We start from the raw sequence: 23,602 nt of genomic DNA on the forward strand, positions 1-23,602 counted from the left end.
TAGTTAATATAAGAAAAGCATCTATCGATTGGTAGGTGCTTTTCTTATGCCTGTTTTTAGAAGGGATGTGATATTTTATGAATATATTAAGCGGTCTATTTAAGTCTCGTGATAAGCCAATAAACAGAACTGCTGGAAGTGGATATAGTTTCTTTTTAGGTAATACAACTTCTGGAAAACCTGTTACTGAAAGAACCGCAATGCAAATGACAGCTGTGTATTCTTGTGTGAGAATTTTAGCAGAGGCAGTGGCAGGATTACCACTCCATTTGTATGAGTATACAGAGAATGGTGGAAAAGATAAAGCTATTAGCAATCCACTATACTTTATATTGCATGATGAGCCAAATCCAGAAATGACATCCTTTGTATTTCGTGAAACGCTTATGACCCATTTGCTTTTATGGGGGAATGCTTATGCTCAGATTATTAGAAATGGTAAAGGTGAAGTAGTAGCATTATATCCCCTAATGCCAAATCGAATGACTGTTGATAGAGATGAAAACGGACAACTTTATTACACGTACTTTACTAGTAGTCTTGATATCCCAAATATGAAAGGGAGTACCGTAAAGTTACACCCTTCAGATGTACTTCATATTCCCGGTCTTGGATTTGATGGACTTATGGGATATTCCCCTATTGCTATGGCAAAAAATGCTATAGGTATGGCAATTGCTTGTGAGGAATACGGAGCTAAGTTCTTTGCAAATGGTGCTGCACCGGGTGGTGTGCTAGAGCATCCGGGAACATTAAAGGACCCTACAAGAGTTCGAGAAAGTTGGAATGCAACCTTTGGAGGTAGCAGTAATTCAAGTAAGGTAGCTGTTTTAGAGGAAGGAATGAAATATACACCAATATCAATTTCACCAGAGCAAGCACAATTTCTTGAAACAAGGAAATTTCAAATTAATGAAATAGCTAGAATTTTCAGAGTGCCACCACATATGGTAGGTGACCTTGAGAAGTCTAGCTTTTCTAATATAGAGCAGCAATCACTTGAATTTGTTAAGTATACTCTTGACCCTTGGGTATCAAGATGGGAACAGGCAATGGTGCGTTCTCTACTTTCGCCAAAAGATAAAAGAAAATATTTTATCAAGTTCAATGTTGATGGACTACTTCGAGGTGATTACCAAAGCCGTATGAGTGGTTATGCCACTGCAAGGCAAAACGGATGGATGAGCGCCAATGACATTAGAGAACTTGAAAACCTAGATCGTATTCCAGAAGAACTAGGTGGCAATTTATATCTGATTAATGGAAATATGACAAAGCTGCAGGATGCAGGGATATTTGCTAATAAAAATAATTTAGGAATGGAGGAAAGCAAGTGAGGAAATTTTGGAATTGGATAAAAAATGAAGACACAGGAATCAGCACACTGTGCTTAAATGGTGTAATTGCTGAAGAATCATGGTTTGGCGATGAGGTTACACCTAAACTTTTTAAGTCTGAACTCATGAACTGCACTGGTGATATTGAAGTACAAATCAACTCACCTGGAGGGGATGTTGTAGCCGCTGCTCAAATCTACAATATGCTTATGGATTTTAAGGGTAACGTTACTGTAAAAATTGATGGTATTGCAGCAAGTGCAGCTTCTGTTATTGCTATGGCTGGAACTACAGTAAAAATGTCGCCAGTCAGTTTGATGATGATTCACAATCCACTAACTGTAGCCATCGGTGATAGTGAGGAAATGCAAAAGGCCATCGATATGCTCTCAGAAGTTAAGCAAAGTATCATCAATGCTTATGAAATCAAAACTGGAATGTCGAGGCTGAAAATCAGCAATCTTATGGACGCTGAAACTTGGATGAATGCACATAAAGCAGTTGAGCTAGGTTTTGCTGACGAGATAATGTATGTTGATAATAATACTTCCGATGAAACTGTAACTTTTGCATTTTCGAGAAGAGCAGTAACCAACGCACTACTTGATAAAATGGTAATAAAAAAGGCTACTAAAACAAATAAAAATCAACCATCAATTGAGGCGCTAAAAGAGCGTCTTAAATTTATTTAGGAGGAATTTCAATATGAATAAACTTATGGAACTATATGAAAAGCGTAATAAGGCTGTGGCTGATGCAAGAGCATTTCTTGATAGCAAGCGAAATGAAAGTGACATTCTCTCAGAAGAGGATAATGCTACTTACACAAAAATGGAGAATTCTATTATGGCTCTAACAAAGGAAATCGAGAGGGAAAGCAGACTAACAGCAATTGATGCTGAAATGTCAAAACCTACAAGTAGTCCTATTCTTGGTACTCCAACAAATCCACAAACAAATGAAAAGCCTAAAGCAGGAATTGCAACAAATGAGTATAAAGAGTCTATGCTAAATGCCCTTCGCTCTAATTTCAGAAGAATTGGCAATGTACTACAAGAAGGTGTTGATGCTGATGGTGGATATCTTGTTCCAACAGAATATGATACTCGCCTAATTGAAGGGTTAACTGAAGAAAATATTATGCGTAAGCTTGCAACTATCATCAAAACAGGTGCTGAAAGAAAAATTAACATTGCAGCATCCACTCCTGCGGCAGCTTGGATTGATGAAGGTGAGGCTCTGACCTTTGGCGATGCTAAATTTGACCAGATTAACCTTGATGCACATAAACTCCATGTGGCAGTTAAGGTGACAGAAGAACTTCTCTATGATAATGTGTTTAATCTTGAAACATATATCCTTAATAGGTTTGCTAAAGCACTTGCAAATGCAGAGGAAGATGCATTCTTAAATGGTGATGGCGTAGGAAAGCCACTTGGTATCTTTGCAGCCACTGGTGGTGGACAAATTGCTGTAACTACTGCTAGTGCTACAACAATTACAGCTGATGAGGTAATCAATTTAATTTATTCACTAAAGCGTCCATATCGTAAGAATGCTGCATTTATAACCAATGATCAAACTCTTGCCATTCTTCGTAAATTAAAGGACGGTAATGGTGCATATATTTGGCAACCATCCTATCAAGTTGGAGAACCAGATAGTTTACTCGGTTACCCTGTCTATACATCGGCTTATGTACCAACGGTTAGTGCAGGAAATCCCGTAATGGCATTTGGTGATTATAGCTACTATAACATTGGTGACCGTGGTTCCCGTTCATTTGCGGAATTGAAGGAACTATTTGCAGGTAATGGCATGGTTGGTTTTGTAGCCAAAGAGCGTGTGGATGGTAGACTTGTTCTTCCAGAAGCAGTACAGATTCTGAAAATGAAAGCTTAATGGAGGTGTAGTATGAGTTATATACCGAAAAATTATAGCGAGCAAGGTGGGGATAAATGGGTTATAGGTGGAGCTTTGAAAATAAATGAAGATGCTATTGTAGAAGGGTTTCCTATGGCTACAAATCAAGCAGAAAGTATAGCTGCTACTATTGCAGATTTAAAAAATGATTTCAATGCTCTACTTACAAAACTTAAAGTAGCAGGTCTTATGGAAGTGGAATAAAGTGAGGTGATGGGTGTATGGTAGTAACACTTGAAGAGACAAAACTGTATTTAAGAATAGATGGTGATGAGGAAAATACACTCATCACTAATTTTATTTTTACAGCTGAAGAAATCTGTGAAGATATATTAAGATATCCATTATCTGAATTTGAGGAAGTGCCAAAGGTAGTAAGGCAAGCAGTCCTTTATGCGGTAGCCAATATGTATGAAAAAAGGGAAGGAACATATTCTCAGAAAAGTGAAAGTGGCAGTATTTCAGAGACAATTAATGTAATGAAATTAATACTCGGAAATCTTCGCAGGGAAAGCTGGTGATTTTATGGATATTGGTGAATTGAGGCATAGAATTACCTTTCAAAAATTAGTAACTGATACCAATGAGAATGGTTTTGAGATTGAGGATTGGCAAGATTACAAGACGGTATGGGTTGCAATTACAAATCTTCATGGTAGAGAATACTTTGAAGCTGCAGTGATTAAAGCAGAGAATACTGTAAAATTTACAATAAGGTATGTACCAAATATAGAACCAACAATGAGGATTATATTTAAAGATAAGCAGTACAATATAACCTCTATTGATAACATAAAATATGCTAATAAATTCATAGAAATCAAGGCTCTGGAGGTAGAGAGCAGTGGCTAAAATAGAACTTGAAGGAATGCAAGAACTTATTGATAAGGTTAATAAACTTAGTGCTAAAGGTGAACAAATCAAAAAGAAAGCTTTAGATAAGGCAGGAGAACTTGTTAAAAATAGCATGGAAAACAAAGCACCAAGGTCTCAAATAACTAAGAAACACATGGCTGACAATATAAAGGTTTCAGATATAAAGAAGGAAAGTGGCGTAGACTTTATTAATATCGGTCCTAACAAAGGAGATAATTCAGAGTTCTTTTATTCTAAATTCACAGAGTTTGGAACTTCAAAAATGCCCGCACAACATTGGGCAGAAAACTCACTTCTTGAGAATAAGAAGAAAATAAATGAAACCATTATGGAAGAACTAAAAAGGGGGATTGAGGAATGATAAATAAACTTATAATTGATGCCTTAAAACCTCTTAATATCCCTGTTTCTTTTCAAAGATATACTGGAAAAGCAGATACCTATATAACCTTTCACGAGTATTTTACAAATGGTGAAGAATATGAAGATGATGAGGAAGCCTTAACAGCACATTATATACAAGTAGATGTTTGGTCAAAGGTGGATTATACAGGGATAGTTAAAAGTATTAAGGAACTTTTGATTAAGGTTGGATTTAAAAGATTAAATGAAGTGGACCTTTATGAGGAAGATACGAAAATTTATCATAAGGGTCTTAAATTTTATTATTTAGAAGAAATGGAGAGTGATTCAAATGGCTAGACAGATAGGACTTAGAGATATTCATATAGCTATATTAAAAACAGATGATGCAACTGCAACAACTTATGATCCGCCAATAAAACTTGAAAGAGCAATAAGTGCAAAGCTTTCTCCAAAATCAAATTCAGATAATATTTATTCTGATGATGCAGTGGAAGATATTATTACTGCTTTTGAAGGTGTAGATGTTGAAATTGAAGTGAATCAGCTTTCACTTACAAGCAGAGCAAAGCTTCAAGGAGCAAAGGTTGTAAAAGGGGTTCTTATTGAAAATAAGGATGATATGCCACCAACGATAGCTTTAGGTTTTAAATCAAAGAAGAATAGTGGTAAGTATAGGTTTGTGTGGCTATTGAAAGGGAAATTTGAACTTGCCACAGATGAATATGATACAGAGGCAGAAAAGCCAAAGGCTCAGAGCGCAAAGCTTAAAGGGAAATTCTTCTCAAGGGAGTTTGATGGTAATTACAGATTTATTTGTGATGAGGATGCTCAAGGAGTAGATACAACAATAATTAGTTCATGGTTTACAGCTGTGCCAAGTGAGCCTGCTGAAATACCATAAACTAATTATATGAAATAAATTTAACTTGAAGGAAATGTTTGGTATAATAAAGAGTGTAAGTGATTTGCATTTTAAATTGTAAAAATACAATTCTGTTGATAGATGAGGAGATGAAACAATTGCTTGATTTTCAACTAGATGAGCCAGATTTTAAGTTAAGATGCTTTACAAATATTGAATGGATAAATGAAAAATTTAAACATAGACAACTAAAATTCGTTACTGAATTGAGCGGGTGTGATATTTGTGTAGTAGATAGAAACTATGATTTTACAGAAGAAGATTCTAAGGATAATCTTAAGATAAATGTTGATGAATTAAGCAGTAGTGTAGATGCTTTTATAGGTCAAAAGCATATTGAGGCTTATCTAGATATGTTAGAAAAATATGAATCAGAAGACTATGGTGTGGGAATGGTTGATTTTAATGATATTAAGTCACTTACAAAAGGAAGTTTAATTGAGTATTTGAAAATAAATTTAAATTGTGATGAATCAGAAGGTATTGAAAAGCTTAAAAAAAGCTTTAAACCAGCAGAGAATGATGTAGGTGTAATACTCTTTGTTTCTATAAAAGATTTAAATAGGTTATCTAATATTTCAAATGCTTTACAAAGTATCTACCCTAATATGGATGCTGTTATTATGACACCAGTCAAAAGGGTAACTTATACAGATAACTATGCAGAGGTATTTGTGTTTAAAAAATAATTTAAGAAATTAATGAGGAGGTATAGCAGATGATAAATTCTTTTTTTAATTCTGCTCTTGAGGCTATTTTATGCGAAGAGAATGAATTGAATGAACTTTTTAAATTAAATGCAAATTACTATAAAAAGAGTCACCATGGAGTATGTAATCTTTATGAAACTACATTTGTTTATTTGATTTTTAAGGAACTTTTAAGAAAGGAGTATCCATTCACTGTTTATTGGGAGTACCCATATCCTAGCAATGCAAAGAATCATTGTGATCTTGCCCTGTTAAAAGAAGATGGAACTTTAGATTCATTAATTGAATTTAAAATTTGGATAAAAGATGATGATAAGGATATTAAAAATGATGTTTTAAAACTTCAAAAGGAACTAGGTTGTAAAAAATATGTGTTTATAATAGGTTATGGTGGAGATATAGATGAAAATCATAAGTATTTAATTCGAGACAATGCACCATTGAACCTAGTAAATAAAAGAAGTATTAAGACTAAGTTTTTTAAAACTGCTTTAAATACTGTAGAAGATAATGAACTGAATTTATTTATGTATGAAGTGATTTAGTTATTATTTTTAACAATGTTCTTATATAGTAACTTACAACAGGGAATTCAAGACACCCTGTTTTTTTCTTGCCCAAAATTCAGAAAGGAGCTGATCACATGAAAGCATCAGAACTAAAAAATAAAGGAATAAAGTTTAAACTCAGTAATAAAGAGTATGAGCTTAAATTTGATATGAACACATTCTGTGAGCTAGAAGAGGTATATGGTGATATTAACCAAGCCTTTGAGGACTTACAGAACAGAAAGATTAAAGCAATTAGAGCACTGATCTACTCAGCAATTAAAGCTGAAGATGAAAGTGTTACTCTTAAAGAAGTAGGAAAAATGCTTACTTTAAATGATATGGAGAGATTAGGTACAGCTATTAATGAAGCATTGGTAATAGCAATGCCAGAAGTAACTGAAAACATGGGGGAATAGAAAGCCACACTGATTCCGAAGGATGGGATTGGGAGTGGCTTTTCTATTTAGGAACAAACCTTTTAAAAATGACTGAGGAGCAGTTTTGGAAAAGTACACCTAAGAAGTTACAAGCACTTTTCAATGTATACAAAAGAGTTAATGGAATTGAAGAAGAAGAGGAGCTTGATTATATAGATAATGTTATTTTCTAAGGAGGTGATGCGATGGCGGCAGATGCAAGTACAGTTGTAGCAAGAGTTGGCCTTGATGATAGAGGCTTTCAAGAAGGTGTAGCTAAAATCCAAAGAGGGTTAAAGTTAGTTCAAAGTGAATTTGCAGCGGCAAGTTCTAAACTTGGTGACTTTGGAAAATCTGAAGAAGGCCTAAGGCTTAAAGCAGATACCTTAAGTAAACAGATTGAACTTCAAAAGGATAAAGTTGCAGCACTTAATAAAAGCTTTCAGGAAAGTGCCCAGAAAAAAGGTGAAGATGCTAAAGCAACAGAGAACCTTAAGATAAAACTTAACTATGCAGTAGCTGAATTAAATAAGATGCAGCAGGAACTAAAACAAACTACAACTGAATTAAATACGAAGAGTTCATCTTGGTATAAGCTTTCAGAGTCCATGGAAAAAGCAGGGGAAAAGATGAAGTCTGTAGGAGAGAAGATATCTTCAGTTGGAAGTAAGCTTTCCACTGCTGTTACATTACCTCTTGTAGGAATTGGAACAGCAGCTACAAAAATGGCTATGGATGCAGTAGAATCAGAGAATCTCTTTGAAGTAGCTATGGGGGGAGTGGCTGGAGATGCAAGAAAGTGGTCTGAGGAAACTTCTAAGGCTTTAGGCTTAAATGCCTATAATGTTAGAAACAATATGGCTACTTATAATGCAATGCTTACAAGCATGGGACTTACAACAGATGAATCTTTAAAAATGTCCGAAGGATTAACACAGCTTTCTTATGATATGGCTTCATTTTACAACCTTAAGCCAGAGGAGGCTTTTGAAAAGTTAAAGTCAGGTATTTCAGGAGAGGCAGAACCTCTCAAATCTTTGGGTATTTTGGTTAATGACACAACAATTAAAACTTATGCCTATGCAAATGGTATAGCAAAGCAGGGACAGGAATTAACTGAGGCTCAAAAGGTACAAGCAAGATATGGAGCAATCATGGAAGCAACCAAGAATGCTCAAGGTGACCTTGCTAGAACCATGGACAGCCCAACAAATAAGATTAGAATAATGAAAGAACAGGCAGAGCAGATTGGTATTCAATTTGGTCAGATTCTAATTCCAATACTTGAAAAACTTATAGCTGTAATAAAGCCTTTGATGGATAAGTTCCAAGGATTATCAAAAGAACAACAGGAAAGTATAGTTAAGATAGGCTTAATTGTAGCTGCAGTTGGTCCTGTTATTTTAATAGTAGGAAAAGTTATCACAATCATAGGAACATTATCTTCTATTATAAGTGCAGTTTCAGGAGCCATTGCAGCAGCAGGAGGTGCGTCAGCGGCACTAGGTGCAGTATTTGCAGCAATAACTGGTCCAGTTGGAATTGCAATAGCTGTTATAGCTGGACTTGTTGCTGTTGGAGTTCTTCTATATAAAAACTGGGATACTATAAAAGTTTCAATAAGCGGCATATGGGAATGGCTTAAAACTAGCATTAGTAATTCTGTAACTGCAATAAAAACAGCAATAGTTTCTACTTGGGAATCAATAAAAGCTGTGGTTCTTCCAATAGTTGAGGGTATAGCAAATGTTATTAAAACTATCTGGGAAGGTGTAAAGACAGGATTTGCTTTTCTATGGGAAATAATAAAGGCTATCTTTATCAGTGCTTGGACTATTATTTCATCTATTGTTCAAACCTATATAAATATAGTTACAGCTGTGATAAGTGTTGCTTGGCAGCTTATTCAAGTTGTAACAACCACGGTGTGGAATGCTGTATCTGGTGTGATAAGTACTGTTTGGAATGGTATAGTCAGTTTTCTAAATCCTACTATTCAAGCAATAGGAAATACAATTACTGTTGCATGGAATAACATAAAAACTGTTACAACAACAGTGTTTAATGCAGTTTCTTCAATAATAAATATGGTCTGGAACTCAATAGTTAATTTTATTACTCCTATAATAAATTCAATAGTTTCTACTTTGACTACAGCTTGGAATACTATAAAATCAGTGACAACTACCGTTTGGAATGCTATACAATTAGCTTTAAATTCTGTATGGAGTGCAATAAAGAATACCACCACATCTGTTTGGAATTCTATCTCAAGTTTCTTTTCAAATATGTGGAGTGGAGTATCAAGCTTATTTACAAATACAGTAAATGGCATTAAAAACACTGTATCTAATGTATGGAGCAGTATTTTATCAGTTACAACTAATATATGGAATAATATTAAATCTGCAATAATGACGCCAATCAATGCTGCAGTAAATTTTGTGAAGGATCAGTTAGATAAAATAAAAGGTTTCTTTGATAGACTGGATATTAAATTTCCTCATATTAACCTGCCACACTTCAGTATTAAAGGCGAATTCAGCTTAAATCCTCCAAGTGTACCTCATCTAGGTGTAGATTGGTATGCAAAGGGAGGAATCTTTAACAGACCAAGTGTTATCGGTGTTGGTGAAGCAGGAACTGAAGCTGTACTTCCTATTGATAGATTAGATGATCTTATGGCAAAAGCAATTGAAAAAGCCAAAGGAGGAAGTGGCAGCGGATTAACACTTCATATAGAAAACTTCATTAACAATACAGAAAAAGATATAGAACAGCTTGCTTATGAACTTGAATTTTATAGGCAGAGAGTAGCAATGGGAAGAGGAGGTGCTTAGGATGCTTAGTTTTAATTTTGGCGGTAAAAACAGCTTTACAGACTATGGGATTTTAATAACTAAGAGACCTTCTATTCCTTCGCCTAAAAGAAGAATAACAAATGTTGTAGTTCCAGGAAGAAATTCAAGTTTGAGATTTGATGAAAATACTTATGAGGATATTACAATAACAGTTGAATGTTCTTTAAAGGAAGGAAGCCTTCCTAACAAAATAGATGATGTAAAAGGTTGGCTTATAGGAACAGGAGAAAGCAGCTTGATTTTTGATTTTCAAACAGATAGAAAGTATGTAGCACAAGTAGTTAATGAAATTGACTTTACTCAAGCCTATAAATATTTTTCTAAGTTTGTTATTGTTTTTAACTGCCATCCATTTAAATACGCAGTAAATAACAATAGCATAAATTTAATAGCAACAGGTAAGGTAACCAATCTAGGTACGATATACTCTGAACCTGTAGTAAAGGTTATGGGGAATGGAGATATTACTTTGAATATCCAATCTCAAACTGTAAAATTTAAAGGAATAACAGATCATATTATTTTAGATAGTCTTCAGCAAAATGCATATAATCAAAGTGGTGAAAATCTAAATAGCAAGGTTACAGGGGAATTTCCTGTTTTATCTGTTGGAGATAACAGCATCTCTTGGAGTGGTAATGTTTCTAAGGTAGAAATCACTCCAAATTGGAGGTGGCTATAGTTTGATCTGCGTTTATGATAGAAGGACTTTAAAAGGGAACTTTGATAATAATGGTTTAGCGGTTTTACATGAGTGTATCCTATTAGAAATAACAGAAGAGTTAAATGGACAGTATGCTTTGGAATTAGAGTATCCTGCTAATTCTAAAAAGGTTCAGTATTTACAAGAGTTCAATATAATAAAAGTTAATGGACAGTTATTTAGAATATATAAAGTGGAAAAAGTACAGGCCAGTGATAAAAGGATTAAGGTTTATGCAAACCATATCTTTTATGACATGGCCTATTATTTTATAGAAGATGTAAGAGCAGAAAACGCACCAATAAAAACTGCAATGCAAAAAGCTTTAGTGAATGATTTGTCTCTAATTTATGAAGTAGATAGTGATATTGTAGTTGCCAATACACTTTATATGGTAGAAATAAGTCCAGTTGAAGCGTTTTTCAAGATGATAGAGAAATGGGGACAAGGGGAACTTTTAAGAGACAACTACACAGTTAAAATTCTAAAGCAAATGGGAAATGACACTGGGGTATTAATAAAGTACGGAAAAAACATTCAAGGTTTGAAGGTTACTGTTGATACAACAGAAGTAGTAACAAAGCTTTATCCTAAAGGTGCTGGCGGAGTTAAGTTAAAAGAAAAATATATTAGTGTTCCTAATTGGGATAGCAGCAGTTATCCCCCATTTCCGATTATAAAAAAAGTAGAAATTAATGATGCTGGTGATGAAGTAACCTTAAGGAAGATGGCTACTGATTTAGCAAATGTTATTGGCTTAAGTACTGTTAATATTCAGGTGGATTTCATTGAACTTAGCAGGACCAAGGAATATACACAATATAAACAGCTTGAAACTGTAAAGGTTGGAGATATTGTTACTGTAAGGCATAGTGAATTTAATGTTGATGTTAAGGTAAAGGTAATTAAAACAAAGAAGGATGTATTAACAGGCTTAAATACTAAAGTTGAACTTGGGCAGCCGCTAAAGGATTTAACTAATACAATGGACCCTACTTCTTTGCTTAAAACTGTAAAAGATGATTTAGGAAACCAAGTAGCACAAGCTTTAAGTTCTATGCTTTATTATGCAAGTCCACAGGTTTTAACTATTAATACATCAGTGCAGCAACCTATATATTTAGGGGTTACTGCAATAGCCAACACCAATCTTACTGTGCTTTTATCTATTTATGGTGTAGCAAGTCAAGCTTGTACTCTCACAATAAAAATACAACTTGATAATACGGATATAACTTTTACACCCAAAACAAAACTGCAGCAAGGGGATAACACCATAGGAATACCGCTTGGAATTCCACAGGTAGCAGCAGGAGCACATTATATAGGTGTATTTTTTAGTGTTGATGCTGGAACTTTTACAATACCGATATGGAATTTACAGCTTATGATTGATGGTAGAAATCTTCAAGGTGGACTTAATGCAGAACCGCCACACGCAGAAGTTAAAGATTCTCAAGCCTTTGTTGCCATGCACAGTATGTATTTCAATTTGTTAAGTGGAAATACATCTAGAAATATCATTATAGATCAACCAATTAACCAAGCAGGAAATACAAATCCAAACAACCCTGCATTAAGCAGCAACCAAGGAGTTGCTATAAATACAATTACGGCAAATAAGAATCAGACAACTTCCTATTTTATAAGTCAAATAAAGTATGGGGTTATATGGGATGTGATTCCAGTTTTGAGTAACCAATATTTATATAATGCATCTGACTTAGCAATAGACAATAATGGAATGTATTTTTTAAGTACAGTTCCTGCAGTTGAATTTACAAAGCTTACAGATCCAATCTCTGATGGAATTATCTTATCAGCACCAATGGCAGATGCAGCAAAGTGGTCTTATATAGAAACATTGGAGGTGAAGTAATATGCCAGCAATAAGCACACAGCTTTCAGCCTTAGGAAATACAGGAATGACTAGGCTTGGGACTACTAATGATGATACTACGGTAAATATTGCTATGGGCATGACAATGAAATATGGAGGAGCTGATGTAAACACCATTTATACAAGTGGTAATAGTTGGGTTGGGTTTGGTAGTGGTACACAGCATTTAAATATAAATAATAGAGATGCAAGCTACAATGCTCTTTATTACAGCACTGAAACAATGTATGGACAAACCTGCTTTAGGCTTAGATTTGAAGGAAATACTTATTATAGTTCATGGGGGTCAAATAATTTAATTTGGGAACTAATATGTTTTCCGGATGGTGGGATGACCTTAATTGTAGTAAGAAATGATGGTGGAGGAACAAGTAACCTTGATTCAAAGGGTAATGGGACAATAAGTTATGGCTGTCAAACAGGAAAAAGCTACGCTTTAGCTCCAGCAGACCCTGCCAACAGAGGAACTTATTATACTATTTCAGAAGGGCAGTATATGCCTGCGATAACCAAGTATTTAGTGCAGGATGGTGAGGAGATTAAAAATTATGCTGAAACTACTGTGTTTTCAAAACTTGCTAGTGAATTAAATATTAGATATATAAGAGACTGGGTTAATGGTAGTACAGCAAATACAGGTAATCATTGGGTAGAAGTACAAGCGATAACTAGCTTAGGTGCAAACGTAGCTCAGAACAAACCAGTATCTTCAAATGGTCCTATTGAAGATAGTTCAAGGCCCCTATCAAGGGTTACTGATAATAGCACAGATACAAGTTTATATGTTGGAATTTCAATGACACAACCAGCTTATGTAGAGATAGATTTACAACAAGGTTATCAATTAAGCACAATAAAAATATGGCATTATTACAGTGACAGCAGAACTTATTATGGAACAAAAACTCAAGTTTCAGAAGATGGTATCAATTGGTTTACTGTATTTGATAGTACTTCTAGTGGGACTTATCAAGAATCAAGTAGTGGTAAGAGTTTAACTTTAAGTAGTATTACAGCAGTATTGAAGGCGGTTCAATTTGCAAAGGTTGGTGATGCACCTGCAACCCCACAAATGTTTAGAGATTATGGAAATGATAAGCCGCATCCAACAAGGGTGGGGATTGTTACTCCAACTCCTACATTACTTATGTGGTGTGATTTTGCTACCATGTATGATACAAATCCATCTCCAAAGATATATCAGACAGGTGTACCTCATCCTAAGCTTATAAAAATGGCAAATGATGAATTCTTTGATGAAGCCTATATTATAGGAATAGTAAAAGCAACTCTTCAAGTAAATTGCAGTGGAGCAAGTGTTTTAAAGTTTGCACTAAGTGAAAATGGCGGAGTTACATGGAAAGCTTGGTATAACAACGCTTGGGTTTCTTTAGATATAAATAATATGCAGGATGTAAAAGACAGGGGGATGACTAAAGCAACTCTTGAAGCAATAACCGAAGCTCAATGGACTAGTTTAGGGCTAAGTAATAAGAAAATAAGATTTGCTTGGTATATGGAGCAAGTCAATTTAAACAGCCCAGTTATAGTAAGACAGATAAAGTTAGATTATAAAACACAGGGGGTGTAATCGGTGAAGTTTAGGGAAAGTGTGGCTTACAGTAAAGATTTTATAACAGGCAGAAAGCTTGAAGTAGTAAAAAATAAGCCTATTGAAGTACCAACAAAAGGTGTATTTACTGTAGAGCTATTTGATGCAATAACAGGTGAGAAAACCTATGAAGCTAAAAGTGAAAATAGGATATCAGCGGTATTTGCAAATGCAGCCTACTTAGATGGGTACTTCTATAAAATACTAGATAACACTGTGAATAATGATATTTACAGGTGTTACAATAGCCAAGGTTATGGCCCATGCAATGTATTAGCATTAACTGATGGAGATATTCCAGAAGATCCTTATGATTATTGGATGTGGGGAAACGTAATAGGATACTGTGATTTATGGCAAAATTATGCTGGCTCCAACACAAGAAGAGGTAACAGAAATGCCAATGAATCAACTAGACCTGCTACATATGCTAACGGTAGTGGAACAATATTAAATTCAGTAACTAGGCATTGGGTAGTGGATTTTCCTACAAGTGCAGGGAATGGAACATTTAAAAGTATTTATTTAACAGGTTTTGGGAGCATGGAAAGCGGTAGTTATGGATATCCACAGTATAATTGGCTTTATGATAAAAAATGGCTTAAGTCAGGTAATTCTAGCGCTAGTTTAGGAACTCATTGTGTTGCAACAGATGAAACCTATTTTTACGCACTACAAGTTGATTCTACGAAGGTATATTGTTGGGATAAGAGAACTTGGGTGGCCCAAGCTGATAAAGCACTGCCAGCAAATGCAAGGAGTATTTGTTACGATAAATACACTCAAAGTTTTTGGATTCTGCATACAGATGGAACCTTTAAAAAGCTAGATAAGAATTTACAAGTGGTGCAAACCTATGGTAGAAGTGCAGCAATGGATACTGTTGATGGAGTAACAATGACAACTTCAAGATATTATTGGGATATATGCGTTACAGAAAGCAATGTATTATATACCTTTTATACTTATAATTCTAATCAGTCAATATGTAAAACGGTAATGGCTGTATACAACAAGGATGGAACTTTTGTTAAAAACATTACCATTCATAGTTCAAGCGGATACAATGCTACGGTGTTTGAAATCCCTAACAATAAACTAATGGTTGTAGCAAATGGTATTCATATAGTTTTTAATAAATCTGATTTAAGTATTTATAGCAATAGCCATAGTGGAAATAATGCTGGTCAATGGAGTAGTGGTAGTGACTATTGTAGATGGGATTTTGATTTAAATCTTGTATGCAGATATTGGACAAGTAGCTATGGGTATATAGGTTTTAGTTGGGTTGTTCCAGCAGGAGCACATACACTACTTCCGGAGCCTGTTACTAAAACTCCAACTAACACAATGAAAATTCAATATGATCTAACTGTGGATTATGTATATCCATTGGATATGCCGCCACATTAAAATAATAAATTCAGGAGGAGAAAGTGATGAAGAATATATTAAATACTTTGCAATTGATATTTACCGCCTTAGGAGGATACTTAGGGTGGTTCTTGGGAGGAGTTGATGGCTTTATGTATGCACTGATTACTTTTGTTGTCATTGACTATGTAACAGGCTTAATGGTAGCAGTGCTAGAGAAAAAGCTATCAAGTGAGGTTGGATTTAGAGGGATTTTTAAAAAGGTATTGATTTTTGCTTTTGTTGGTATAGGAAATATAATAGATGTTTATCTTCTTAAGAACGGTAGTGCAATTCGTACTGCTGTTATTTTTTTCTATGTTTCTAATGAAGGTATAAGCATTATAGAAAATGCAGCTAAGATAGGTCTACCAATACCACAAAAACTAAAAGAAATTTTAGAACAGTTAAATAAGGAGGATAAGAGTAATGGTTAGATTATGTTTTGATTATGGACATGGTGGAGAAGACAGCGGTGCTTGTTATAATGGGAGAAGGGAAAGCAATGATGTTTTAAGCATAGGCATGGCTGTAGCAGCAGAGGTAAGAAGGCATGGAGTTACAGTTGATGAAACAAGATCATCAGATGCTACAGTAAGTCTTAATGATAGAAGTGCTTTTGAAAATAGAAATATCTATGATTACTTCATATCCTTTCATAGAAATGCCTTTCAGCCAGAACAGGCTAGAGGAGTTGAAACTTACACATATTTAAATCCAGGAGCAAAATCAAAAAGTTTGGCTCAAAGGATACAAACATCTCTTGTAGCATTGGGTTTTGTAGATAGAGGTGTAAAGGAAGCAAACTATCATGTATTAAGAGAAACCAAAGCTCCAGCGGTGTTAATAGAGATTGGTTTTATTGATAACACAGGGGACAACAACTTATTTGATGCAAAAAGAAATGAAATAATAAAGGCATTAGCAAAAGCAATCTTAGCACAAGTAGGGGTTGATTATATTGAACCTTCAGCATCAACACAATCAGCAAGTGGACAAACTTTTTATAGAGTAATGTCAGGTTCATATTCAGTAAGAGAAAATGCTGAAAATCAAGTACAGAAGTTAAAGGCAGCAGGCTTTGATGCAACAATTATGATATTCAATAAGTAGCTGTTACCCCTAGAATACACCACAAAGGTTTAACTGAATATTAATTGAACGACAGCCTGTAGGATTCTTTTCGGAGATTCTTGCAGGCTTTTTTCTTTTTTATAAAACATGCGTCCGAATTTATGATTTTTGTCCTTAGGAAGTTAGAGGGATTAATCTTAAAGGGTGGGAGGAAAACCTATGAAGGTCACAAAAGTCACAGATGAACAGCAAATGCCTATATCCGTAAAGAAGGTATATACGCAGGAAGAATTACAGCGAGAATATGATTATATTATTGCTCAGAAGATACTGAAATCTATCCTTGAAAAGGGGCTAATAAGTGTAGATGAATTTAACAAAATCACAGAATTAAACCGCCAAACTTTCTCGCCATATCTGGCAGAAATAATGCTCTGAATCCGTTGATTTATATGGGGTTCAGAGGTAATATGTGACCTAACGGAAAGCGAGGTGAGTTGATGAAAAGAATAACAAAAATCATCGATACCAAAGTGTTATCAGTCAAGAAGAAAATCCGTGTTGCTGCCTATTGCAGAGTATCTACAGCACGTGATGAACAGCTAATAAGCCTTGATGCACAAAAGGCACATTATGAAAATTACATCAAAGCCAATGATGAGTGGGAGTACTCGGGCCTTTATTTTGACGAAGGGGTCACAGGCACTAAAAAAGAAGTCAGGAGTGGATTGCTTTCTCTTATTGCAGACTGTGAAAAAGGTATGATTGATTTGGTGATTACAAAGTCCATCAGCAGACTTTGCAGGAATACAACAGACTGTTTGGAGATAGTAAGAAAACTGCTTGATTTAAATGTATACATTAATTTTGAAAAGGAAAATATCAATACCGGCTCTATGGATAGTGAACTGATGCTTTCCATTTTAAGCAGTCTTGCAGAAAGTGAATCGGTGTCCATTTCAGAAAATGAAAAATGGAGCATTAAGAAGCGTTTTCAGGATGGCACCTACATAATTTCTTTTCCTCCCTATGGATATGCAAACATAGATGGAGAAATGGTAATTGTGCCAGAGCAGGCGGAAGTTGTAAAACAGATATTTACAGATACTCTTGCAGGAAAGAGTACCCATACTATTGCAAAAGAACTAAATGAACTTGGTGTTAAAAGTAAAAAAGGCAGTAAATGGACTGCTGGAACTGTTAATGCGATTATCCGAAATGAGAAGTACACAGGAGATGTTATTTTCCAGAAAACATACACAGATAGCAGTTTTAACCGCCATACAAATTATGGAGAGCAAGACCAATATTTATGTACAGCCCATCACGAGGCAATCGTAAGCCACGAGGTTTTTAACAAAGCTAATGAAGTTATGAGCCAGCGTGGTAAGGAAAAAGGCAATGGTGAGAATACCCAGCGTTATCAAAACCGTTATGGTTTTTCAGGGAAAATCATATGTGGAGAGTGTGGTAGTGTTTTTAAACGAAGAATTCATAATAAACCAAGTGGAAATTATGTGGCTTGGTGTTGCACCCATCACATTGAAGATAAATATTCCTGCTCCATGAAATATATCACAGACGATAGCATAAAGGTGGCTTTTCTTACAATGATGAATAAGTTGATTTTTTCACATCAAGTGGTGCTAAGACCGTTACTTCGCAGCTTGCAAGGACTAGATGATAAATACCGATTACTGCAGATACAAGAATACGAAACAAAGCTTGAAAAGAATATGGAACAAAGGCAGGTGCTTACAAGCCTAATGGCAAGTGGCATTTTAGAACCTGCACTATTTAACAGTGAAAACAACACCTTGATTCAGGAAAAAGAAATGTTAGAGACTGAAAAAAACAAGCTGATGCATTCAGTAAGTGGTGATAGAACAAAATTTGATGCTTTGGAAAAGCTAATAAAATATGTTTCTGAAAGTGAAATGCTGAAGGAGTATGAAGATGAAGTATTTCTTGCCCACGTGGATAAGATTACAGTGGTTTCAAGAGAGGAAATTATATTCCTATTAAAATGTGGATTAGAACTTAGGGAAAGGATGGCATATTAATGGCACACATACCTTATGGATACAAAATTATAGATGGAAAAGCAGTGGTTGATGAAGAACAGGCTGAAAATATAAGAAATTTTTACAAAGCATATATTTCCGGCTTTGCACTAAAGGTAGCTGCTGAAAATGCAGGATTAAAGTTATCTCATAGTAGTGCTGGAATGATGCTTAGAAAGAGGTATTACCTTGGGGATGACTTCTATCCGTCCATAATTGATAAAGAAACATTTGATAAAGCTGAAGAAATGAGAATTGCAAGGGCAAGTTCTCTTGGAAGAATTCGAGAACTTGAAAAGCAGGAAAAGCCAAAGCCAGTGGTGCGTTTTACCATGCCAAGGGTGCAGTTAAAATATACTGACCCATTTGAACAGGCTAAATATGCATATGGATTAATAGAAAGTGAGGTGACAGAAGATGAATAAAAGCGTAACAGTTATCCCAGCACGAAGACGTGTAGGCAATACTGTAAAAATGGAAGACAAGCCAAAACTCAGAGTCGCAGCGTACTGCCGTGTAAGTACCGACAGCGATGAGCAAGCTACAAGTTACGAGACACAGATAGAGCATTACACCAATTTCATACAAAAAAATGAAGAATGGCAGCTAAGTGGTGTATTTGCGGATGATGGTATAAGTGGAACCAATACAAAAAAGCGTCATGAGTTTAATAGAATGATTGAGGAGTGTATGGCAGGTAACATCGACATGATTATTACAAAGTCCATAAGCAGATTTTCGAGAAATACTCTGGACTGCCTGAAATACATTAGATTATTAAAGGAAAAGAACATTTCCGTATACTTTGAGAAAGAAAATATCAATAGCTTAGATTCTAAGGGAGAGATACTACTTACAATTATGGCGAGTCTTGCCCAACAAGAATCGGAATCCTTAAGCAAGAATGTAAAGTTGGGATTGCAGTTCCGTTACCAAAACGGTGAGGTACAGGTGAACCACAATCGTTTTATGGGATATACCAAAGATGATGAAGGTCATCTGATTATAGAACCTACTGAGGCAGAGATTGTAAAACGTATCTATTTGGAGTATCTGCAAGGAGCAAGCCTAAAACAAATCGGAGAAAGTTTGGAATCAGATGGTATCCTAACTGCAGCCGGTAAAGCAAGATGGAGACCAGAAACAATAAAGAAAATCCTAAAAAATGAGAAATACATTGGTGACGCCCTTTTGCAGAAGACATACACGGTGGATGTACTTACGAAAAAGCGGGTTAAAAATAACGGCATTGTTCCACAGTATTATGTGGAGAATAGCCATGAACCCATCATTCCCCGTGACCTTTATATGCAGGTGCAGGAGGAAATGCTAAGAAGAGTTAATCTCCATAGTGGTGCTGACCGAAAGAAAAGAGTTTATAGCAGCAAGTATGCTCTTTCAAGCATTGTCTATTGCCCAAAGTGTGGTGATATATATCGCAGAATTGCTTGGAATAACAGAGGTAAGCGTTCCTTTGTTTGGCGATGTGTCACCCGAGTGGAACATGGTCCAGAGCGCTGTGATGCACCTACAGTTGCAGAAACGGAACTTCAAGAGGCTGTAATAAAAGCTATTAATATGGCACTTGGTGGCAAGGATGATATGCTTGTAGCTTTAGAGAAGAACATTGCATCGGTACTTGCTTTGGAAGATGAAAGTTCTATGGAAAGCATCAATGTTAAGTTGGAAGAATTGCAAAAGGAACTGTTGAAACGAGCAAATGCTAAAAAGGATTATAATGACCTTGCTGATAAGATAGACCGTTTGCGAGAACTAAAGCAGAATGCTATGGCAGAGAATGCTGAACGAGAAGGCTTGAAACAGCGAATTGCCGAGATGCAGGAGTTCCTTGCAGAGCAGATGGAGCAGATAGAAGAATACGATGAATCCCTTGTGAGACGAATGGTTGAAAAGGTAACGGTTTATGAGAAAAAATTCTCGGTGGAATTCAAGTCAGGCACAAGTGTGAATGTAGAGAGATAGAAGAATTATTATAAGCACCAACTTAGGAGAAAATGTTCTCGGGTTGGTTCTTTTTTTTATTTAAAAGTCATTATTTTTAACATTTTGTATGTATTAATTGTAAAATGTAAAATTTTGTGATATATTTATATGGTAAAATTTTCACAAAAGAGGTGAGTGTGCTTTGGAAAACAATAATGTAATGTTAGTGAGAGAAAAAGTTACAGTAAACATGGCAGATAATTTAGCAATGCTTCGAACAAAGTTAGGCTTAACACAAATACAATTAGCTAATTTAATTGGTGTTTCAAGACACACTATAATGCAAGTAGAAAATAAGAAAGCTAAGTTATCTTGGAATACTTTTTTAAGCTTGCTATTGGTATTTATCAAAAACCCTGAGACTGACAAGCTTCTAAATATACTTGAGATATATACAGATGAACTTAATAATGAATTGAAATTAAAATAAGAATTTTTTCAAAACCCCATTATGTGTCCATCTTCATATGTATAATTATATTTAGAGGATGAGGTGGTGACGAGTTGAATTTAAGTATAGACTATCGTGGAAATAAAGGATTTAGATTGCTGAGTATCTATGAGAGATTAAATAAAGGTGAATTACTCACAAAAGATAAATTGGCAATTGAATTTGGTGTATCAGAAAAAACAATTCAACGAGATATTGATGATTTGAGAGCATATCTTTCTGAAACGCACCTTTCAGAAACTGAAGTTTTGATAAAATATGATAAGTCCAAAGGTGGATATTTTCTAGTCCGCTTTGAGCGTGAATGGTTGACTAACGAGGAGGTACTTGCACTTTGTAAAATACTTCTAGAAAGTCGTGCTTTTCAAAAGGAAGAACTGAATGGGATAATTGGTAAGTTAATGTCTCAGGTTGTTCCAAATGATAGAAAAACTGTAGGTGAAATTGTAAAAAATGAGTTATCACAATACATACCCCTTAAACACAATAAGAAGCTGCTGTCACCTATATGGGAGTTATCATTATTTATAAACAAACAAGAAATAGTCACGTTTTCTTATGCAAGGCAAGATGGAAAGGTAAATGATAGAACTGTGAAACCTGTAGCTATAATGTTTTCAGAGTATTATTTCTATCTCATTGGCTTTATGGGAGATGACAGTAAAGATTTCCCTACTATATTTCGAATAGACCGAATTACTAATTTAGCAGGTACAAAACAACATTTTAATATTCCGTATAAGGACAAGTTTAATGATGGAGAGTTTAGAAAAAGAGTGCAATTTATGTATTCTGGGGAACTAAGAAAAATTATATTTGAATTTAGTGGCCCTTCAATAGAAGCGGTGCTGGACAGGTTGCCAACAGCGGAAATAATAGGAGAGAAAAATGGTGTGTATACTATTCGTGCTGAGGCTTATGGAACTGGCATTGATATGTGGTTAAGAAGTCAAGGGGAGTATGTTCATATCTATTGAATAGAAACAAAAGGATAATTTTCAATATGAATTAAGAGGAGCTAAGGGGGGATTTTATGTCGAAAATTATAGACACAAGGTTAAATGATTTCTCGTTACCTGTTCACATAAGTAGTGATAATGAGTACGTTAATTCACTGGATAATGTTCTTTGTGCTTATAGTAAACATATCCACAGTATAATTGGGCTTCAGCCGCAAACTGTTAAGAAAACAGAAAGTAATATTGAAACCATCAAGAATATTCTGAAGCTCTATTTTAACGGGTATATAGGAGATGCAATAACTCAAACAAAGTTGATTATTAGGGATTATGTCAAAGAACCTTATTTTGTATCTGATTTTGATAAATCATATGCTTTTAGAGGTATTGCTCCAATAAAAATGCTTCAGAAAAAGTTTGGTTATGATAAGGCATACAGTGAACAATATAAAAAGATGAATGAAACCCCAATATCATTATTTAGAGGGCGTATTTCAAAAGAAATACTTGATAAGGAAGATATGCTTCATATTCCATATGATTTGAGAGAAAAAGTATCTACACAAAGATATAGTATGTCTGGCATTCCTTGTATGTATCTTACAACATCTTCACTTGGGAGCTATTTGGAACTGGGAAATCCAAATTATAAAGATTTTTATCTCTCATCATTTCAGATAGAAAGCAATAATCTGAAATTGTTGAATCTTTGCATTACCCAGCATACGATAAACGGTGCAGCAACTGGATATGTTGAAGAATATGAAATTCAGCACATTTCTAACCTAATAGAGATATTTCCGCTGGTAATTGCATCTTCATTTGTTGTTGATACAAAAAAAGAACGTAATTTCAAAACAGAGTATATTATCCCACAATTGATAATGATGGCAATAAATGATTTAGGAATTGATGCGGTAGCATATTTATCGGTACAAATGTCTGATTCCTATTCCTATCCGCATTGTGTTAATATTGCACTTCCTATGAAATCAGCTTCACTTTATAGAAAATACTCTGAATTTTGCAATGAAATTAAATTTACAAAATCTACATGTTTTGATGATTGCTTAATTTCTCTTGGTGTAAGTAATTCACATAGTTATATTAACGAAATCTATAACGAAAATGATTCTAAGAGCAAGGTAGAAATTAACAATAATATATGCATGTATCAAGACACAATATACTCTAAAGTTGATGATATACTTGTTTCACAACCACATACAACAATAAAAATAGTTTGACTTCATTATAAGGATAGAGGATGTCCTTATAATAAAATATAATGAAATAGTGAAGAGCATTTGCGTTTTGCAGATGGACAATTATTTATAGATTCATTTACTATGGAATTAAAAATAGGAGAAAGGGTAAGCAATAAAGATAAACCCACTGTGATTTTATGTAAAATTGTGAAAATTGGGGTGCATTATTCGAAGTATCTCAAAGAATAGGTAT

The 23,602-nt window shown here is 34.9% G+C and carries 27 protein-coding genes; all 27 read left to right on the forward strand.

Annotation, left to right across the window (positions count from 1 at the left end; genetic code table 11):
- The first annotated feature begins 77 nt into the window (after positions 1–77).
- The 27 genes from ABF633_RS04165 (at position 78) to ABF633_RS04295 (ending at position 23,388) form a co-directional block, all read left to right on the forward strand.
- On the forward strand, positions 78–1,337 hold the full coding sequence (locus tag ABF633_RS04165) for a phage portal protein (RefSeq protein ID WP_415522307.1): 1,260 nt from the start codon (positions 78–80) through the stop codon (positions 1,335–1,337).
- Positions 1,334–2,029, forward strand: coding sequence for a head maturation protease, ClpP-related (locus ABF633_RS04170; RefSeq protein WP_415522309.1), 696 nt, complete (start codon positions 1,334–1,336; stop codon positions 2,027–2,029). Before ABF633_RS04165 ends, ABF633_RS04170 begins: the two co-directional genes overlap by 4 nt.
- A gap of 13 nt (positions 2,030–2,042) precedes the next feature.
- Positions 2,043–3,239 (forward strand): phage major capsid protein, encoded by a 1,197-nt coding sequence (locus ABF633_RS04175; protein WP_415522311.1) that lies wholly within the window; start codon positions 2,043–2,045, stop codon positions 3,237–3,239.
- A 12-nt stretch (positions 3,240–3,251) separates the two neighbouring features.
- Positions 3,252–3,464: a Head fiber protein gene (locus ABF633_RS04180; RefSeq protein ID WP_415522313.1), complete on the forward strand. Its 213-nt coding sequence runs from the start codon at positions 3,252–3,254 to the stop codon at positions 3,462–3,464.
- A gap of 17 nt (positions 3,465–3,481) precedes the next feature.
- Positions 3,482–3,781 (forward strand): head-tail connector protein, encoded by a 300-nt coding sequence (locus tag ABF633_RS04185; RefSeq protein WP_415522315.1) that lies wholly within the window; start codon positions 3,482–3,484, stop codon positions 3,779–3,781.
- A 4-nt stretch (positions 3,782–3,785) separates the two neighbouring features.
- On the forward strand, positions 3,786–4,112 hold the full coding sequence (locus ABF633_RS04190) for a phage head closure protein (RefSeq protein WP_415522317.1): 327 nt from the start codon (positions 3,786–3,788) through the stop codon (positions 4,110–4,112).
- Positions 4,105–4,497 (forward strand): HK97-gp10 family putative phage morphogenesis protein, encoded by a 393-nt coding sequence (locus ABF633_RS04195; protein WP_415522319.1) that lies wholly within the window; start codon positions 4,105–4,107, stop codon positions 4,495–4,497. The genes ABF633_RS04190 and ABF633_RS04195 overlap by 8 nt, the downstream gene beginning before the upstream one ends.
- Complete coding sequence (locus ABF633_RS04200; RefSeq protein ID WP_415522321.1) at positions 4,494–4,838, forward strand: hypothetical protein; 345 nt, start codon at positions 4,494–4,496, stop codon at positions 4,836–4,838. The genes ABF633_RS04195 and ABF633_RS04200 overlap by 4 nt, the downstream gene beginning before the upstream one ends.
- Positions 4,831–5,403, forward strand: coding sequence for a major tail protein (locus ABF633_RS04205; protein WP_415522323.1), 573 nt, complete (start codon positions 4,831–4,833; stop codon positions 5,401–5,403). Before ABF633_RS04200 ends, ABF633_RS04205 begins: the two co-directional genes overlap by 8 nt.
- A gap of 119 nt (positions 5,404–5,522) precedes the next feature.
- Positions 5,523–6,113, forward strand: coding sequence for a hypothetical protein (locus ABF633_RS04210; protein ID WP_415522325.1), 591 nt, complete (start codon positions 5,523–5,525; stop codon positions 6,111–6,113).
- 29 nt (positions 6,114–6,142) lie between these two features.
- Positions 6,143–6,679 (forward strand): hypothetical protein, encoded by a 537-nt coding sequence (locus ABF633_RS04215; RefSeq protein WP_415522327.1) that lies wholly within the window; start codon positions 6,143–6,145, stop codon positions 6,677–6,679.
- Positions 6,680–6,777: 98 nt separating this feature from the next.
- Entirely contained in the window at positions 6,778–7,101 is a 324-nt protein-coding gene (locus tag ABF633_RS04220) for a hypothetical protein (RefSeq protein ID WP_394887170.1), read from the forward strand.
- 68 nt (positions 7,102–7,169) lie between these two features.
- Complete coding sequence (locus ABF633_RS04225) at positions 7,170–7,295, forward strand: hypothetical protein (RefSeq protein ID WP_415522329.1); 126 nt, start codon at positions 7,170–7,172, stop codon at positions 7,293–7,295.
- Positions 7,296–7,307: 12 nt separating this feature from the next.
- Complete coding sequence (locus ABF633_RS04230; RefSeq protein WP_415522331.1) at positions 7,308–9,941, forward strand: phage tail tape measure protein; 2,634 nt, start codon at positions 7,308–7,310, stop codon at positions 9,939–9,941.
- A gap of 1 nt (position 9,942) precedes the next feature.
- The gene (locus tag ABF633_RS04235) at positions 9,943–10,644 is read left to right on the forward strand and encodes a distal tail protein Dit (RefSeq protein ID WP_415522333.1); all 702 of its coding nucleotides are present in this window, start codon (positions 9,943–9,945) and stop codon (positions 10,642–10,644) included.
- A 1-nt stretch (position 10,645) separates the two neighbouring features.
- Positions 10,646–12,544 carry a phage tail spike protein gene (locus tag ABF633_RS04240; protein ID WP_415522335.1) on the forward strand — a complete coding sequence of 633 codons (1,899 nt, stop codon included), beginning with the start codon at positions 10,646–10,648 and terminating at the stop codon, positions 12,542–12,544.
- 1 nt (position 12,545) lies between these two features.
- Positions 12,546–14,156 (forward strand): hypothetical protein, encoded by a 1,611-nt coding sequence (locus tag ABF633_RS04245; RefSeq protein WP_415522337.1) that lies wholly within the window; start codon positions 12,546–12,548, stop codon positions 14,154–14,156.
- Between the two features lie 3 nt (positions 14,157–14,159).
- The gene (locus tag ABF633_RS04250) at positions 14,160–15,590 is read left to right on the forward strand and encodes a hypothetical protein (protein WP_415522339.1); all 1,431 of its coding nucleotides are present in this window, start codon (positions 14,160–14,162) and stop codon (positions 15,588–15,590) included.
- A 26-nt stretch (positions 15,591–15,616) separates the two neighbouring features.
- Positions 15,617–16,027, forward strand: a complete 411-nt coding sequence (locus ABF633_RS04255) for a holin family protein (RefSeq protein WP_415522340.1) — start codon at positions 15,617–15,619, stop codon at positions 16,025–16,027.
- Positions 16,020–16,703, forward strand: coding sequence for an N-acetylmuramoyl-L-alanine amidase (locus tag ABF633_RS04260; RefSeq protein WP_415522341.1), 684 nt, complete (start codon positions 16,020–16,022; stop codon positions 16,701–16,703). The genes ABF633_RS04255 and ABF633_RS04260 overlap by 8 nt, the downstream gene beginning before the upstream one ends.
- Before the next feature lie 180 nt (positions 16,704–16,883).
- Positions 16,884–17,102, forward strand: coding sequence for an SHOCT domain-containing protein (locus tag ABF633_RS04265; RefSeq protein WP_415522342.1), 219 nt, complete (start codon positions 16,884–16,886; stop codon positions 17,100–17,102).
- A 62-nt stretch (positions 17,103–17,164) separates the two neighbouring features.
- Positions 17,165–18,727, forward strand: a complete 1,563-nt coding sequence (locus ABF633_RS04270) for a recombinase family protein (RefSeq protein ID WP_415522343.1) — start codon at positions 17,165–17,167, stop codon at positions 18,725–18,727.
- Entirely contained in the window at positions 18,727–19,152 is a 426-nt protein-coding gene (locus ABF633_RS04275; protein WP_415522344.1) for a recombinase, read from the forward strand. Before ABF633_RS04270 ends, ABF633_RS04275 begins: the two co-directional genes overlap by 1 nt.
- On the forward strand, positions 19,145–20,710 hold the full coding sequence (locus ABF633_RS04280; protein WP_415522346.1) for a recombinase family protein: 1,566 nt from the start codon (positions 19,145–19,147) through the stop codon (positions 20,708–20,710). Before ABF633_RS04275 ends, ABF633_RS04280 begins: the two co-directional genes overlap by 8 nt.
- Positions 20,711–20,873: 163 nt before the next feature.
- On the forward strand, positions 20,874–21,161 hold the full coding sequence (locus tag ABF633_RS04285) for a helix-turn-helix transcriptional regulator (protein WP_415522347.1): 288 nt from the start codon (positions 20,874–20,876) through the stop codon (positions 21,159–21,161).
- Positions 21,162–21,235: 74 nt separating this feature from the next.
- Complete coding sequence (locus ABF633_RS04290) at positions 21,236–22,159, forward strand: helix-turn-helix transcriptional regulator (protein ID WP_415522350.1); 924 nt, start codon at positions 21,236–21,238, stop codon at positions 22,157–22,159.
- 56 nt (positions 22,160–22,215) lie between these two features.
- The gene (locus ABF633_RS04295; protein WP_415522354.1) at positions 22,216–23,388 is read left to right on the forward strand and encodes a hypothetical protein; all 1,173 of its coding nucleotides are present in this window, start codon (positions 22,216–22,218) and stop codon (positions 23,386–23,388) included.
- Positions 23,389–23,602: the final 214 nt, after the last annotated feature.

The organism is Clostridium sp. (assembly GCF_047718555.1).
In the GTDB taxonomy this organism is placed as follows: Bacteria; Bacillota; Clostridia; order Clostridiales; family Clostridiaceae; genus Clostridium_I.